This is a genomic window from Oerskovia sp. NPDC056781 (assembly GCF_042789955.1).
In the GTDB taxonomy this organism is placed as follows: domain Bacteria; phylum Actinomycetota; class Actinomycetes; order Actinomycetales; family Cellulomonadaceae; genus Oerskovia; species Oerskovia rustica.
Genome location: NZ_JBHUAD010000101.1, coordinates 1 through 13,781, shown reverse-complemented (window position 1 = coordinate 13,781; position 13,781 = coordinate 1). Strand labels below are relative to the sequence as shown.

The 13,781-nt window shown below is 73.2% G+C and carries 10 protein-coding genes; 9 read left to right on the top strand and 1 reads right to left on the bottom strand.

Annotation, left to right across the window (positions count from 1 at the left end):
- Window positions 1-87 precede the first annotated feature (87 nt).
- Window positions 88-1,692, bottom strand: coding sequence for an ABC-F family ATP-binding cassette domain-containing protein (locus ACFRCR_RS10590; RefSeq protein WP_377677363.1), 1,605 nt, complete (start codon window positions 1,690-1,692; stop codon window positions 88-90).
- Window positions 1,693-1,918: 226 nt separating this feature from the next.
- Here ACFRCR_RS10590 and ACFRCR_RS10585 point away from each other — a divergent pair, with 226 nt between their 5' ends.
- The 9 genes from ACFRCR_RS10585 to ACFRCR_RS10545 all read left to right on the top strand — a co-directional run bounded on the left by ACFRCR_RS10585 (window position 1,919) and on the right by ACFRCR_RS10545 (window position 13,739).
- Window positions 1,919-4,204, top strand: a complete 2,286-nt coding sequence (locus ACFRCR_RS10585; RefSeq protein ID WP_377677361.1) for a carbon starvation CstA family protein — start codon at window positions 1,919-1,921, stop codon at window positions 4,202-4,204.
- Window positions 4,205-4,214: 10 nt separating this feature from the next.
- The gene (locus ACFRCR_RS10580; protein WP_377677359.1) at window positions 4,215-4,412 is read left to right on the top strand and encodes a YbdD/YjiX family protein; all 198 of its coding nucleotides are present in this window, start codon (window positions 4,215-4,217) and stop codon (window positions 4,410-4,412) included.
- 225 nt (window positions 4,413-4,637) lie between these two features.
- On the top strand, window positions 4,638-5,828 hold the full coding sequence (locus tag ACFRCR_RS10575) for a sensor histidine kinase (protein ID WP_377677357.1): 1,191 nt from the start codon (window positions 4,638-4,640) through the stop codon (window positions 5,826-5,828).
- Window positions 5,829-5,926: 98 nt separating this feature from the next.
- Window positions 5,927-6,724 carry a LytR/AlgR family response regulator transcription factor gene (locus tag ACFRCR_RS10570; protein WP_377677365.1) on the top strand — a complete coding sequence of 266 codons (798 nt, stop codon included), beginning with the start codon at window positions 5,927-5,929 and terminating at the stop codon, window positions 6,722-6,724.
- On the top strand, window positions 6,721-7,170 hold the full coding sequence (locus ACFRCR_RS10565; protein ID WP_377677355.1) for a hypothetical protein: 450 nt from the start codon (window positions 6,721-6,723) through the stop codon (window positions 7,168-7,170). Before ACFRCR_RS10570 ends, ACFRCR_RS10565 begins: the two co-directional genes overlap by 4 nt.
- On the top strand, window positions 7,167-8,636 hold the full coding sequence (locus ACFRCR_RS10560; RefSeq protein ID WP_377677353.1) for a cation acetate symporter: 1,470 nt from the start codon (window positions 7,167-7,169) through the stop codon (window positions 8,634-8,636). The genes ACFRCR_RS10565 and ACFRCR_RS10560 overlap by 4 nt, the downstream gene beginning before the upstream one ends.
- A 278-nt stretch (window positions 8,637-8,914) precedes the next feature.
- Window positions 8,915-10,228 carry an aspartate--tRNA(Asn) ligase gene (aspS, locus tag ACFRCR_RS10555; RefSeq protein ID WP_377677351.1) on the top strand — a complete coding sequence of 438 codons (1,314 nt, stop codon included), beginning with the start codon at window positions 8,915-8,917 and terminating at the stop codon, window positions 10,226-10,228.
- Window positions 10,229-10,347: 119 nt separating this feature from the next.
- Window positions 10,348-11,136, top strand: a complete 789-nt coding sequence (locus ACFRCR_RS10550) for an ABC transporter ATP-binding protein (protein ID WP_377677349.1) — start codon at window positions 10,348-10,350, stop codon at window positions 11,134-11,136.
- Entirely contained in the window at window positions 11,133-13,739 is a 2,607-nt protein-coding gene (locus ACFRCR_RS10545) for an FtsX-like permease family protein (protein ID WP_377677347.1), read from the top strand. Before ACFRCR_RS10550 ends, ACFRCR_RS10545 begins: the two co-directional genes overlap by 4 nt.
- Window positions 13,740-13,781: the final 42 nt, after the last annotated feature.

Here is a 13,781-nt window from a genome sequence, read left to right as displayed (position 1 = left end):
GAGGAGGACCTCGTCCCCGGGCTCGACGACAACCGGTCCGTCGACGTCCGTCGACGTCCGCCGCACGCGGCATCCCGAGCACGGTCGTCAGAGCGCGCCGCTCGCAGCGCTCTCGACGACGCCGCCTGCGCCGTCGAACGTCAGGAGGCGATCGGCGACCTTGTCGATGAAGTAGCGGTCGTGGCTCACGACGACCACGGCCCCCGGGAAGTGCGCGAGGGCTCGCTCCATGACCTGCGCGCTCGTGAGGTCGAGGTGGTTCGTCGGCTCGTCGAGCACGATCACCGAGGCGCCCGACAGCAGGCACTGCGCGATCGCGACGCGGGCGCGCTGCCCGCCCGAGAGCGTCCCGATCTTCTGCTTGAGCTCCATCTCGGAGAACTGCAGCATCGTCAGGAACCTGTTGACGTTCTTCTTGGTCGCCGAGTACGCGAGGGTCCCGGGGGCGGCGCTGACCGCGTGCGCGACCGTGTCGTCCAGGTCGAGGTCCGCCACGACCTGGTTGTACGAGACGAACGTCGAGTTCTTCTTCCAGGTGATCTGCCCGGCGTCGGGCGGCGTGACCTGCGTGAGCACGTCGAGGAGCGTCGACTTGCCGGACCCGTTCGCGCCGACGACCGCCACGCGGTCACCACGGTGGAGCGAGAACGTGAGGTCGCTGAACAGCGGGTCGCCGCCGAAGCCCTTCGTGAGCCCCTCGACCTCGACCAGGCGCTCGCTCACGTGCAGGTCCGCGTAGATGGTCGTGATGATCTGGTCGACCGGGCGTGGCGCCTGCCGCTTCTTGATGTCGGCGAGCTTGCGCTTGAGGCCCCGGCTCTTGTCCTTCGCGGCCTGCTTGCGGGCGTCGCTGGCCTCGACCTCGTACGCGAGCAGCTCCTCCTCGTGCGCGAACTGGCGCTCGATCGTCTTGAGGCGCGACTGCTTGGCGTGCACGTAGTCGGAGTAGCCGCCCTCGTACTCGTGCAGGCGGCGGTTCTCGATCTCGACGATCCGGTTGACCGCGCCGTCGAGGAACTGGCGGTCGTGCGACACGACGAGCACTGCGCCCGGGTAGGTCTGGAGCCAGTTCTCGATCCAGCGCACGCCGTCGAGGTCGAGGAAGTTCGTGGGCTCGTCGAGCAGCAGCACGTCGGGGCGCTGCACCAGGATCCGTGCGAGCGCCGCACGGTTGCGCCAGCCGCCCGAGAGCTGGTCGACCGGGAGGTCGCGTCGTTCGGCGTCGAAGCCGAGGCGAGTGAGGACCGTGTCGATCGTGTTCTCGTACGACCACCCGTCGAGCGCGTCCATGCGCTCGAACAGGTCCGCCTGCTCGGTCAGGAGTCGCGTCATCTCCTCGCCGCCGTCGTCCATGAGGTCGGGCTCGGCGAGGCGCTCGCCGATCGCGTCGAGGCGCGCCTGCGTCGAGTGGACGTCGGCGAACAGCTCGCTGAGCTCCTCGGCCGCGCTGCGGTGCCCCGCGAGCTCGGAGAACTGCGAGAAGTACCCGATGCTCACGCCGAGGTTGACGTCGACCGTCCCCGACGTGGGCTCCTTGCGGCCCAGGACGAGCTCGAGGAACGTCGTCTTGCCCGTGCCGTTGCGGCCCACGAGCCCGACGCGCTCGCCCTCGCGGAGCTTGAGGAAGGCGTCGCGCAGCACGACCTTCTCGTCGAACTGCATGCTCACGGCGTTCAGGCGGATCAGGCTCACAGGGGTCCTCTCGGGCTCCGTGCCGGGCGTCGGCACGACGGGAGAACACTACGCGGACCGCCCGTCCGGACCGTCGCCGACCGCCGTTCGACGACCGTTCGTCGCACGTCGCCTACCGCTCGTCGCACACCTCGACCGTCCGTCGACGTGACCTGGATCACGGCCCGTCGTCGTCCCTAGCCTTTCCCGGTCGGACGCAACGACGCGACCTTGGGAGAGAGAACCGATGACGACAGACACCCGATCGACGGCGGAGACCGCCTCGGACGACGGGCTCTCGCCCGATCCGACGCTCCCGCCCACCGCGGTCCCGGAGGCCGCCCTCGCACCCCGCTGGACCTGGCAGAAGATCGTGCTCTGGACGGGCGTCGCCCTGCTCGGCGGCGTGGCCTGGGTCATGCTCGCCATCGTGCGAGGCGAGACCGTCAACGCGATCTGGTTCGTGTTCGCCGCGGTCTGCAGCTACCTCATCGGATACCGCTTCTACTCCAAGGTCATCGAGCGATACATCACGCGCCCCGACGACCGCCGCGCGACCCCCGCCGAGGTGCGCTCGGACGGCAAGGACTACGTCCCGACCGACCGCCGCGTGCTGTTCGGGCACCACTTCGCCGCGATCGCGGGCGCCGGCCCGCTCGTCGGACCGGTCCTGGCCGCCCAGATGGGCTACCTGCCCGGCACGGTCTGGATCATCGTCGGCGTCATCTTCGCGGGTGCCGTGCAGGACTACGTGGTCCTGTTCTTCTCGATGCGTCGTGGCGGCCGCACGATCGGTCAGATGGCGCGCCAGGAGCTCGGCCGCATCGGCGGCACGGCCGCGATCGTCGCGTCCCTGCTCATCATGCTGATCATCGTCGCGATCCTCGCGCTCGTCGTCGTGAACTCGCTGGGCGAGAGCCCGTGGGGCGTCTTCAGCGTCGCGATGACCATCCCGATCGCCCTCTTCATGGGCGTCTACCTGCGCTACCTGCGCCCCGGGCGCATCACCGAGGTCTCGATCATCGGCTTCGTGCTGCTCATGGCCGCGATCGTCGGCGGCGGCTGGGTCGCGAACACCCCGTGGGGCGCGGACCTGTTCCACCTCGACCGCACGACCATCGCGATCGGCATCATCATCTACGGCTTCGTCGCGGCCGTCCTGCCCGTCTGGCTGCTCCTGGCCCCGCGCGACTACCTGTCGACGTTCATGAAGGTCGGCGTCATCGTGATGCTCGCAGGCGCGATCGTGATCGTGCGCCCCGAGATCTCGGTGCCCGCGGTCAGCGAGTTCGCGAGCGGAGAGACCGGGCCGGTGTTCTCCGGGTCGCTGTTCCCGTTCCTCTTCGTGACGATCGCGTGCGGCGCCCTGTCCGGGTTCCACGCCCTCATCGCCTCGGGCACCACGCCCAAGCTGCTCGAGAAGGAGCGCCAGACGCGCTTCATCGGGTACGGCGGCATGCTCATGGAGTCGTTCGTCGCGATCATGGCGCTCGTCGCCGCGATCTCGCTCGACCGCGGCATCTACTTCGCGATGAACGCCTCGGCCGCCGCGACCGGCGGGACCATCGAGGGTGCCGTCGCGTTCGTCAACTCGCTCGGCCTGGCCGGCGTGAACCTCACGCCCGACATGCTGTCCTCGACCGCGGCGGCCGTCGGCGAGGAGTCGATCGTCTCGCGCACCGGTGGGGCGCCCACCCTGGCGCTGGGCCTCGCGCACATCATGCAGCAGCTCTTCGGCGGCGCCGCGATGATGGGCTTCTGGTACCACTTCGCGATCATGTTCGAGGCGCTGTTCATCCTCACGGCCGTCGACGCCGGGACGCGCGTCGCGCGCTTCATGCTCCAGGACTCGCTCGGGAACGTCGCCCCCAAGTTCCGGGACGTGACCTGGCGGCCCGGGGTGTGGTTCTGCACCCTGGTCATGGTCGCCGGGTGGGGGAGCATCCTCTATCTCGGCGTCACCGACCCCCTCGGCGGGATCAACACGTTCTTCCCGCTGTTCGGCATCGCCAACCAGCTCCTCGCGGCCATCGCGCTCGCGGTGGTGCTCGCGATCGTCGCCAAGCGTGGACGTTCGTACTTCCGCTGGCTGTGGATCGTGGCCCTGCCGCTGGCCTTCACCGCGGTCGTGACGATCACGGCATCGTTCGAGAAGATCTTCTCGCCCGTCCCCGCCGTCGGCTACTGGGCCAACCACAACGCGTTCAAGGAGGCGCTGGCCGCGGGGGAGACCTCGTTCGGCACCGCGACCTCGGTCGAGGCCATGGAGGCGGTCGTGCGCAACACGTTCGTCCAGGGCACGCTGTCGATCATCTTCGTGGTCCTGGCGATCGTCGTGATGGTCGCGGCCCTCGTGACGACCGTGAAGGCGCTGCGTGCGGGGGGCGGCGAGAACCACGAGGACGAGCCCGTGGCCTCGCGCCGGTTCGCGCCTGCGGGCCTCCTGACGACAGCGACCGAGAAGGAGATCGAGGCCGAGTGGGCCCAGCTCCCGCCCGGGAAGCAGCCCGTCTCCTCGGGCGCGGGGCACTGACGTGGGGCCCGTGCGCGACGCGCTCGCCCGCGCGGCAAGAGGTGCGGCCTGGTACGTCCGCCAGCTCATGGGCGACGACGCGTACCGGGTGTACGTGGAGCACCGCCGCGCCGCGCACGGATCCGACGTCCTCGTCCTGACCGAGCGCCAGTTCTGGCGCGAGCGCATGGACGACCAGGACCGCAACCCGGGCGCCCGCTGCTGCTGACCCCGCCGAGGGTGACGCTCCCGCCCGCCGAGGGTGACGGCCAGGCGGATCGACGGTGTCGCCGTCGGCGACCGGTGGTGACACCGTCGGCGGCATCCCGTCACCCTCGGCACGCCAGTGCGTCACCGTGGGTGGTCAAGTACGTCACCTCGGCACCCGGGTCGGTCACCCTCGGCGGACAGGTACGTCACCCTCGGCGTCATCTCCCCGGAATAGGATCGCGACATGTCCGGACCCGTGTTCACCGGGGCCGTCGTCGGCCTGGTCGTCGGCGTCCTGCTCACCGCCGCGCTGGTCCTCGCGTGGCGGCTGGCACGCGGCACGCGCGAGCTCGGCAGCGACTCCGAGCGCGCGACGTTCAGCACGCTGCACCTCGCCTCGCGCGCCGCCAAGCACCTGCGGGACGGCCTCGAGGGCGACGACGTCGGACGCGCCGCCCGTCACCTGCGCACCCTGCTCGGCTGCGAGGCGCTCGCGGTCGTGACGGCCGACGGCGTCGTGGCCCTCGACGGCCCGGCCGCCCTCCGGGACGAGGCGCAGCGCGTCGGCGCCCGGACGATCGAGACCGGGAGGCGACAGGTCTACGCGGGCGCCGAGCCGTCGTCGGGCACCCCGGAGGCCGTGGGAGCACCCGTGCTCGCGGGCGGTGCCGTGGCCGGGGCCGTCGTCGCGTTCGCGACGCGGGTGCGCCCGCCGCTCGTGCGGGCCACGGGCGAGGTCGCGCAGTGGTGCTCGGCCCAGCTCGAGCTGGGTGAGCTCGAGGCCTCGCGCACCGCGCTCGCGCAGGCCGAGCTGCGTGCCCTGCGCGCCCAGATCAGCCCGCACTTCATCTACAACTCGCTCGGCGCGATCGCCTCCTTCATCAGCACCGACCCCGAGCGGGCGCGCGACCTCGTGCTCGACTTCGCGGACTTCACGCGCTACTCCTTCCGGGGCCGTGGCGACTTCACGACGCTCGCCGACGAGCTGGGCAGCATCCACTCGTACGTCGAGCTCGAACGCGCGCGGTTCGGCGACCGGCTGACCGTGACGCTCCAGATCGCGCCCGAGTCCCTGTCGACCGTCATCCCGTTCCTCAGCGTCCAGCCGCTCGTCGAGAACGCCGTCCGGCACGGCCTCGAGCCGCGCGAGCGGGGTGGGCGGATCGTCATCAGCGCGCGCGACGAGGGCACCCAGACCGAGATCACGGTCGAGGACGACGGCGTCGGCATGTCTCCCGAGACGCTGCGGACCCTGCTCGCGACGGGGTCGCGCGCGACGAACGTCGGGCTGCGCAACGTCGACACGCGCGTGCGCCAGCTCTACGGCGACCAGCACGCGCTCGAGATCGAGACGAACGAGGGCGCGGGTACCCTCGTGCGGATGCGCGTCCCGAAGTCCCAGCCCCAGCACGAGACCGAGGTGAGCAGGCCGTGACCGACCACGTCCCCCACCCCGCAGCGACCGCCGGTCCCGCCGACGAGGCCGGCGGGGTCGACCGAGCCGCAGGCCCGCGTCCGGGCGTCGACGTCCTCGTGGCCGACGACGAGCGCCCGGCCCTCGACGAGCTGACTGCCCTCCTGCGCCGCGACCCGCACGTGCGCTCGGTCCACGGTGTCGCGTCGGGCGCCGAGGCCTTGCGCTGGCTGTCCGAGCACCCCGTCCACGTCGCGTTCCTCGACATCCACATGCCGGGGCTCACGGGGCTCGACCTCGCCCGCGCGCTGTCGCGGTTCTCGGTCCGTCCTGCGGTGGTGTTCGTGACGGCCGACGAGGCCCGGGCCACCGAGGCGTTCGACGTCGAGGCCGTCGACTACGTGCTCAAGCCCGTGCGGCGCGAGCGGCTGGCCCGCGCGGTCGAGCGAGCCGTCGCGGTCCAGGCGGCCGCGTCCCGCGCCGTGGAGGGCGCACCGTCCCGAGGCACGGGAGGCACGGGAGGCACTGTCGCCCACGACGCGGAGCGGCCCGCCCGGGCGATGCAGGTCCCCCCGGCCGACGAGACCATCGCCGTCACGGTCGGCACGACGACGCGCGTCGTGCTGCGCTCGGCCGTGCGGTGGGTCCAGGCGCAGGGAGACTACTCGCGCCTGGTCACGGACACGGACGGCTACCTGGTGCGCGAGCCCATCTCCGACCTCGAGGAACGCTGGACCGCCGCGGGCTTCCTGCGCGTGCACCGCTCGTACCTCGTCGACCGTGCCGCCGTGACCGCGGTCCGCCTCGGCGGTGCGCACCCGGTCGTGGTCGTCGCCGGGCAGGAGGTCCCTGTGAGCCGGCGCATGGCCCCGGCCGTGCGCGACGCGCTCCTGGGCCGTCCCGGGAGCCGTCCGTGACCTCGCAGGAGCCGCCGCCGCGGGTCGTCGTCCGCTCGACCGACGTCCCGTCGCCTGCCCCGGCCGCCGCCCCGGCCGCCGCACGGGGCGCCGCACCGGACGCGGGGGAGGAGGCGCCGTCGGGCGTGGTGCGCGAGGGAACCGGGGACGCGCCCGGACCCGACGGCGGGAGCGAGCCCGCGGCCGTCTACGCCCGCAGCCTCGCGCGGACCCAGCTGCGGCTCGCGCTCGCGTGCGTCGCGTCGTTCCTGGCCGTGGTCACGCTGCTCACGGTCACGATGAGCGCGGTGCCGACGCTGGGCGACGTGCACGTGCTCGGCGTGCCGCTGCCGTGGCTCCTGCACGCGTACGGCTTCTACCCGGTCATCGGGGCGTTCGCGCTCGTGTTCGCACTGGCCGCCGCCCGCAACGAGCGACGCTTCCGCGCGTTGGTGGACGACGAGTGAGCTCGGCCCTGCCTCTCGTCGCGGTCGGCCTGCTGCTGCTCGCGACCGGGCTCATCGGCTTCTACGGGCTGCGGATCTCGCGGACCACGAGCGACTTCTTCGTCGCGTCCCGCACGGTGCAGCCCGTGTGGAACGCGTCGGCGATCAGCGGCGAGTACCTGTCGGCCGGGACGTTCCTGGGGCTGTCCGGGCTCGTGCTGCTCTCGGGGGCCGAGGCGTTCTGGTTCCCCGTCGGGTACGCCGCGGGCTATCTGCTCGTGCTGCTGTTCGTCGCCGGTCCGCTGCGCCGCAGCGGGGCCTACACGATCCCCGACTTCGTCCAGGCACGGCTCGACTCGCTCGCCGCCCGGCGCGTCACGAGCGTCCTGGTGCTCGTGATCGGGTGGCTGTACGTCGTGCCGCAGCTCCACGGCGCCGCGCTCGTCATCACGACCGTGGCCCCCGTGCCGCCGTGGGTCGGGTCGGTCGGGGTGGCCGCGGTCGTGAGCGCCGTGGTCGCCGCGGGCGGCATGCGCTCGGTCACGTTCGTCCAGGCGTTCCAGTTCTGGGTCAAGCTCACGGCGCTCGCGGTCCCCGTGGCCTTCCTGCTCGTCGTGCTCGGTGGGCAGGACCTGACGCTGGACCCCGCGCAGGTCTTCCCGCCCGAGGCCGGGCCGCGCTCGTACGACACCTACACGACGGCCTCGCTGCTGCTCGCGCTGCTGCTCGGCACGATCGGCCTGCCGCACGTCCTCGTGCGCTTCTACACGAGCCCCGACGGCGTCTCGGCCCGGTGGACCACCGTCGTGGTTATCGGCATGATCAGCGTCTTCTACATGGTCTCGAGCACCATGGGACTGATCGCCCGCGTCGTCGCCCCCGACCTCGCGGAGCCCGGCGTCGCGGACACGGTGGCGCTCGTGCTGCCGTCCCGGCTCGTGCCCGGTGTGGGCGGCGAGCTGCTCTCGGCGCTCGTGATCGCCGGGGCGTTCGCGGCGTTCCTCGGGACGTCCTCGGGACTCGTCGTCTCGCTCGCGGGCGTCGTGAGCCAGGACCTGTTCGGCGGCACGGTCCGCTCGTTCCGCTGGTCCGCGGTCGCGTGCACGATCGTGCCCCTCGCGTTCGCGCTCGTGACCATCCCGCAGGGGCTCGTGACGAGCGTCGGGACCGTGTTCGTGTTCGCCGCCTCGGCACTGTCCCCGACGATCCTGCTGGGCGTGTGGTGGCGGCGGCTCACCGCGCGCGGGGCGATCGCGGGCATGGTCGTCGGCAGCGCGCTGTGCGCCGCGGCGCTCCTCGTGACCTCGGCGCTCGGACCCGGCGACGGTCTCGCGCGCAGCCTCCTGGCCCAGCCCGCGGCCTGGACGATCCCGCTCGCGACCGCCACGACCGTCGTCGTGTCCCTGCGTGACCGGCGCGGGCCGCACCCCCGCACCGACCGCTTCCTGCGGCGGCTGCACGTGCCGGAGCGTGCTCCCGAACGCTGAGCGGGTGATCGCGCTGCGATGCGCCCGGCGAGTCGCAGCCGAACCAGGCACTCGGCGAACGGCCCCGGAAATGTCCGCGACGTTCGCGGCGTCCGTGGGTATCGTCGGAGCCGGTGGACGTGAGGCGTGACGACCCTCGGCCCGGACCTCGTGCCGGGCGCACGACCCCCGCGCGTCCGGCGGACCGACGAGAGGCCGGGACCTCCCGGCGAAGGAGTGGTGGCACCGCGACCTAGCCCCCGCCCGCTCCTCCAGGGCCTTCGCCTGCTGGAGGAACCATGAGACCACCGACCCCACCCACCGCCTCGGCCGCGCCCCGGACCCTCGCCGCCGACCTGCCCGCCCTCTCACCCGGCACGTCCGTCACGCTCCGTGGCTGGGTGCACCGGCGTCGCGCCCTTGCGACCGTCACCTTCCTCGTGCTGCGCGACCGGTCAGGCCTGGCCCAGGTCGTCGTGCGGGCGGGCGACGGGCAGGTCGTGCCGCCCGAGGAGACCGTGGTCGAGGTCACGGGCCTGACGACGGCGAACGCGCAGGCTCCGGGCGGGGTCGAGGTGAGCTCGCCGACCGTCGTGCCGCTCACCGACCCGGCCGTGACCCCGCCGGTCGAGCTGTGGCGCCCGTCGCTCGACGTGGGGCTCTCCACGATGCTCGACCACGCCGCGGTCGCCTGGCGGCACCCCGCGCAGCGCGCGCGGTGGGAAGTCGCGGCCGCGTCCCTGCGCGGGTTCCGTGAGGCCCTCGACACGCAGGGCTTCACCGAGGTGCAGTCGCCCAAGATCGTCGGGACGGCGACCGAGTCGGGGGCCGAGGTGTTCACTCTCGACTACTTCGGTCGCCCGGCCTTCCTGGCGCAGAGCCCGCAGTTCTTCAAGCAGCAGCTCGTCGGGGTCTTCGAGCGCGTCTACGAGGTGGGGCCGGTCTTCCGGGCCGAGCCGCACGACACCGTGCGTCACCTCGCCGAGTACGTCTCGCTCGACGTCGAGCTCGGTTTCGTCCGTGACCACCGCGACGTGCTGGCCGTCCTGCGCGACACCCTGGCCGGGATGGTCGCCGCGGTCCACGAGCACGCCGGGTCCGCGGTCGCGGCGCACGGCTTCGTGGTGCCGGTCGTGCCCGACGAGATCCCGGTGATCCACTTCGCCGAGGCCCTGGCCCTCGTCGGGGCTCCAGCGGACGAGCCCGACCTGGCCCCCGAGCACGAGCGTGCGCTGGGGCGGTGGGCGCTCGCCGAGCACGGCAGCGACCTCCTCGCGGTCGAGGGCTACCCGATGGCGAAGCGTCCCTTCTACACGCACCCGCAGCCGGACGACGCGCGGTGGAGCAACAGCTTCGACCTGCTCTTCCGCGGCGTCGAGCTCGTCACGGGCGGTCAGCGCCTGCACCGGTACGCGGACTACGTCGCGGCGATCACCGCCCGTGGCGAGGACCCGGCCGGGTACGCGACGTACCTTGAGGCGTTCGAGCACGGGATGCCGCCGCACGGCGGGTTCGCGATCGGTCTCGAACGGTGGACCGCGCGCCTGACGGGCGCGGCGAACGTCCGCGAGGTCGCGCTCTTCCCGCGCGACCTGCGCCGCCTCGCGCCCTAGCGCCGCGGCGACCCGCCCGGTACGGGGGACAACCCCACCCCGTTCGGGGGACGGGCCGGATGGTCCGGTTCGTCCCCCGCTCGCTACGTTCGAGACTCACGCCACGACGGGGGTTTCGAGTGAGGACGACCACGACCAGGCGGACCGCCGGCGCATCCACCAAGGATGCCCCGGAGGTCTCGCCGTACGCCCTGCAGGTCGCAGGGATCACCAAGACGTACACGGCGGGCAAGCGGTCGGTGCACGCACTGCGGGGCGTCTCCCTGGCGCTCCCGAGGGGGAGCTTCACGGCCGTGATGGGGCCGTCGGGCTCGGGCAAGAGCACGTTGCTGCACTGCGCCGCGGGCCTCGACCGGCCGACGGGCGGCTCGGTCCACCTGGGCGGCGTGGACCTGTCCACGCTGACCGAGGACGAGCTCACGGCCCTTCGCCGGGGCCGCATCGGGTTCGTGTTCCAGGCCTACAACCTCATGGGGTCGTTGACGGTCGCGGAGAACGTCGGGCTGCCGCTGCGTCTCGCGGGCGAGCGGGCGGACCCGGCCTGGCTGCGCGAGATCGCGGCCCGCGTCGGGATCGAGGACCGCCTCGACCACCGACCGAGCGAGCTCTCGGGCGGCCAGCAGCAGCGCGCGGCGATCGCACGGGCGCTCGTGACACGCCCCGACGTCGTCGTCGCGGACGAGCCGACCGGGGCCCTCGACACGCGCACGAGCAAGCAGGTGCTCGAGCTGCTGCGGTTCCTGGTCGACACGCTCGGCCAGAGCGTCTTCATGGTCACGCACGACCCGGTCGCGGCCTCGTTCGCTGACCGTGTGGTGTTCCTGGCCGACGGGCAGGTCGCGGGCGAGCTCGTCCGACCGACCCCCGAGCAGGTCGCGGACCGCATGACCCACCTCGGGGAGTGGTGAGCGTGCTGGGGCTCGCGCTGAGCACGCTGCGCGCACGCCGCAAGAGCTTCGTGGGCCCGTTCGTCGCGCTCTTCCTGAGCGCGATGCTCGTCGCGGCGTGCGGGCTGCTCATGGAGTCGGGCATCCGGCAGGGCATCGGCCCCGAGCGCTACGCGGGCGCCGACCTGGTCGTGACCGCCAAGCAGTCGCTCGCGGTCGACGTGGACTACGACGAGCCCTTCGGTGGCCGCGTCCGCCTGCCCGTGTCCGCGGTCGACGAGCTCGCCGCGATCCCCGGGGTCGAGCGCGCGGTCGGCGACGTCGAGGTGCGACTGGGCGCCGTCGGGCCGTCGGGCGACCTGGTCGGGGCGATCGACGGGCGCCCGCCGGTGGGCCACGGCTGGTCCTCGGCGATGCTCGGCCCGTTCGTCCTCGCACAGGGCGACGGCCCGACGGCGCCGGGTCAGGTCGTGCTCGACGGCGCACTGGCCGCGCGGCTCGCCGTGGGGGTGGGCGACGACGTCACCCTGGCCGTGGGCTCCACGTCGGGGGAGTACCGGGTGACCGGGACCGTCTCACCGCCCGAGGGAGCCGGGGCCCTGCGGCAGGGCGTGGTGTTCTTCACCGACGAGCAGGTCGCGGACCTCGCAGCAGCGGGCCCTGGCACGAGCGGCCGACCCGGGGCGGCAGGGGCCCGGGGCGAGGTCGACGCCGTCGGGATCCTGGTCGCCGACGGGACGGACGCGCGGGCGCTCGCCGCGGACGTGCGCGAGCGGACCGGGCTGACCGTGCGCACGGGCGACGCCCGCGGATCGGTCGAGTTCGCCGACGCCTCGGGCTCGGCGACCACGCTGGTCGCGATCGCCGGCAGCTTCGGCGGGATCATGCTCGTGGTCGTCGTGTTCGTCGTCGCGAGCGCCCTGGGGCTCGTGGTGCAGCAGCGGCGCCGCGAGCTCGCGCTGCTCCGTGCGGTGGGTGCGACCCCGCGCCAGGTCCGCCGGACGATCTCCGCCGAGATGCTCGTGCTGTCCACGACGGCCGCGGTCCCCGGGGCGCTCCTGGGCATCCCGGCGGTCGGCGTGCTGCACGGCCTGTTCGTCCGGGCAGGGGTCGTCTCGGCGGACTACCCGGTCGCGGTGGGACCGTTGCCGGTCGTGATCGCGGTGCTGCTCACGGTGGGCGTCGCGTGGCTCGCGGGGCGGATGTCGGCCCGACGCGCCATCACGGTGAAGCCGGTCGAGGCGCTGGGCGAGGCCGCGGTCGAGACCCCGCGGCTGGGCGTCCCGCGCACGGTGATCGGCGTGGTCCTGGTCGTCGGCGGGGTGTTCCTGTCGATGATGCCCGCGTTCGTCGCGGGCGAGGACGCGCTCGCGGGGGCCGCGCTGTCCGGCGTGGTGCTCGTGATCGCGGTCGCGCTCCTGGGCCCGCGGATCGTGCACGCCCTCGTGCTGCTGGTCGAGCCGTTCCTGCGGCGCAGCCCGCACGCGAGCACCTACCTCGCGGGCCGCAGCACGCGGGCGAGCTCGCGGCGTCTGGCGGGGGCCGTGGTGCCGCTCGTGCTGGCGATCACCATGACGGTCGTGCAGGTCTCGCTCGGGGTCGCGCAGGTGGCCGAGACCGAGCGTCAGGTGGCCGACGGGCTGCGGGCCGACCTCGTGCTCGCGAGCAGCGGCACGGGCCTCTCGCCCGACCTCGCGGGGCAGGTCGCGGGCGTGGCCGGCGTCGCCTCGGTGACCCCGACCGTGCGGAGCCAGGCCCTCGTGCGCTTCGCCGAGCCGGACGGCACGCTCTCTGCCGAGGCGCTGAGCGTCCAGGGTGTCGACCCGTCGGACCTCGGTGCCGCGATCGACCTCGACGTGCGCGAGGGAGCGACCGACGACCTGCACGGTGAGTCGGTCGCCCTCAGCGTCGCGGGGGCGAGCAAGGCGCGAGCCGGGCTCGGGGACACCGTCGAGCTCTACCTCGCGGACGGCACGCGGGTCGACGCCGTCGTCGTCGCGGTCTACGGACGCGGGATGGGCTTCGGCGACGCCCTGCTCCCGCGCGACCTGGTCCTGCCCGCGTCGGAGGACGGGCTGGACGGCTCGCTGCTCGTGGTGGCGGACGACGGGGCCGACGTCGGGGCGCTCGCGGAGGACCTCGACCGGGTGACGGCCCCGTACCCGGGCGTCGTGCTCGCCGACCGGGCGTCCCTGGTCGCCGCGGAGAAGGCGGCGCTCGAGGCGAACACGTGGACCTCGATGATCCTGCTCGTGGTGCTGTTCGGGTACGTCGCGCTCAACGTGGCGAACGCCCTGGTCATGTCGACGGTCGACCGGCGGCGCGAGCTCGCGCTGCTGCGTCTGGTCGGGACGCGGGACCGCCAGGTCCTGCGGATGATGCGGGTCGAGGCGGGCGTCGTGGTCGGCATCGCCGTGGTCGTGGCGACCGTGGTCCTGCTGCCGCCGCTGACCGGCGTGAGCCTCGGGCTGAGCGAGGGGCAGCGGGCCGTGCCCGCGCTCTCCCCGGTCGCGTACCTCGCGACGGTCGCGGGCGCGGGCGCCGTCGGGTACCTCTCGATGCTCCTGCCCACCCGCGTCGCGCTGCGGGGCCGACCGGTCGAGAGCATCGGGCTGCGGGAATGACGTGCGGGCGTGGTCCGGCCGCGAGGCGCCATGGTTCGCGGC

Bases quoted from the DNA above. Each gene is read 5' to 3' on its own strand.
- aspS (WP_377677351.1), top strand. From the start codon at position 8,915: ATGAGACCACCGACCCCACCCACCGCCTCGGCCGCGCCCCGGACCCTC.
- ACFRCR_RS10585 (WP_377677361.1), top strand. From the start codon at position 1,919: ATGACGACAGACACCCGATCGACGGCGGAGACCGCCTCGGACGACGGG.
- ACFRCR_RS10575 (WP_377677357.1), top strand. From the start codon at position 4,638: ATGTCCGGACCCGTGTTCACCGGGGCCGTCGTCGGCCTGGTCGTCGGC.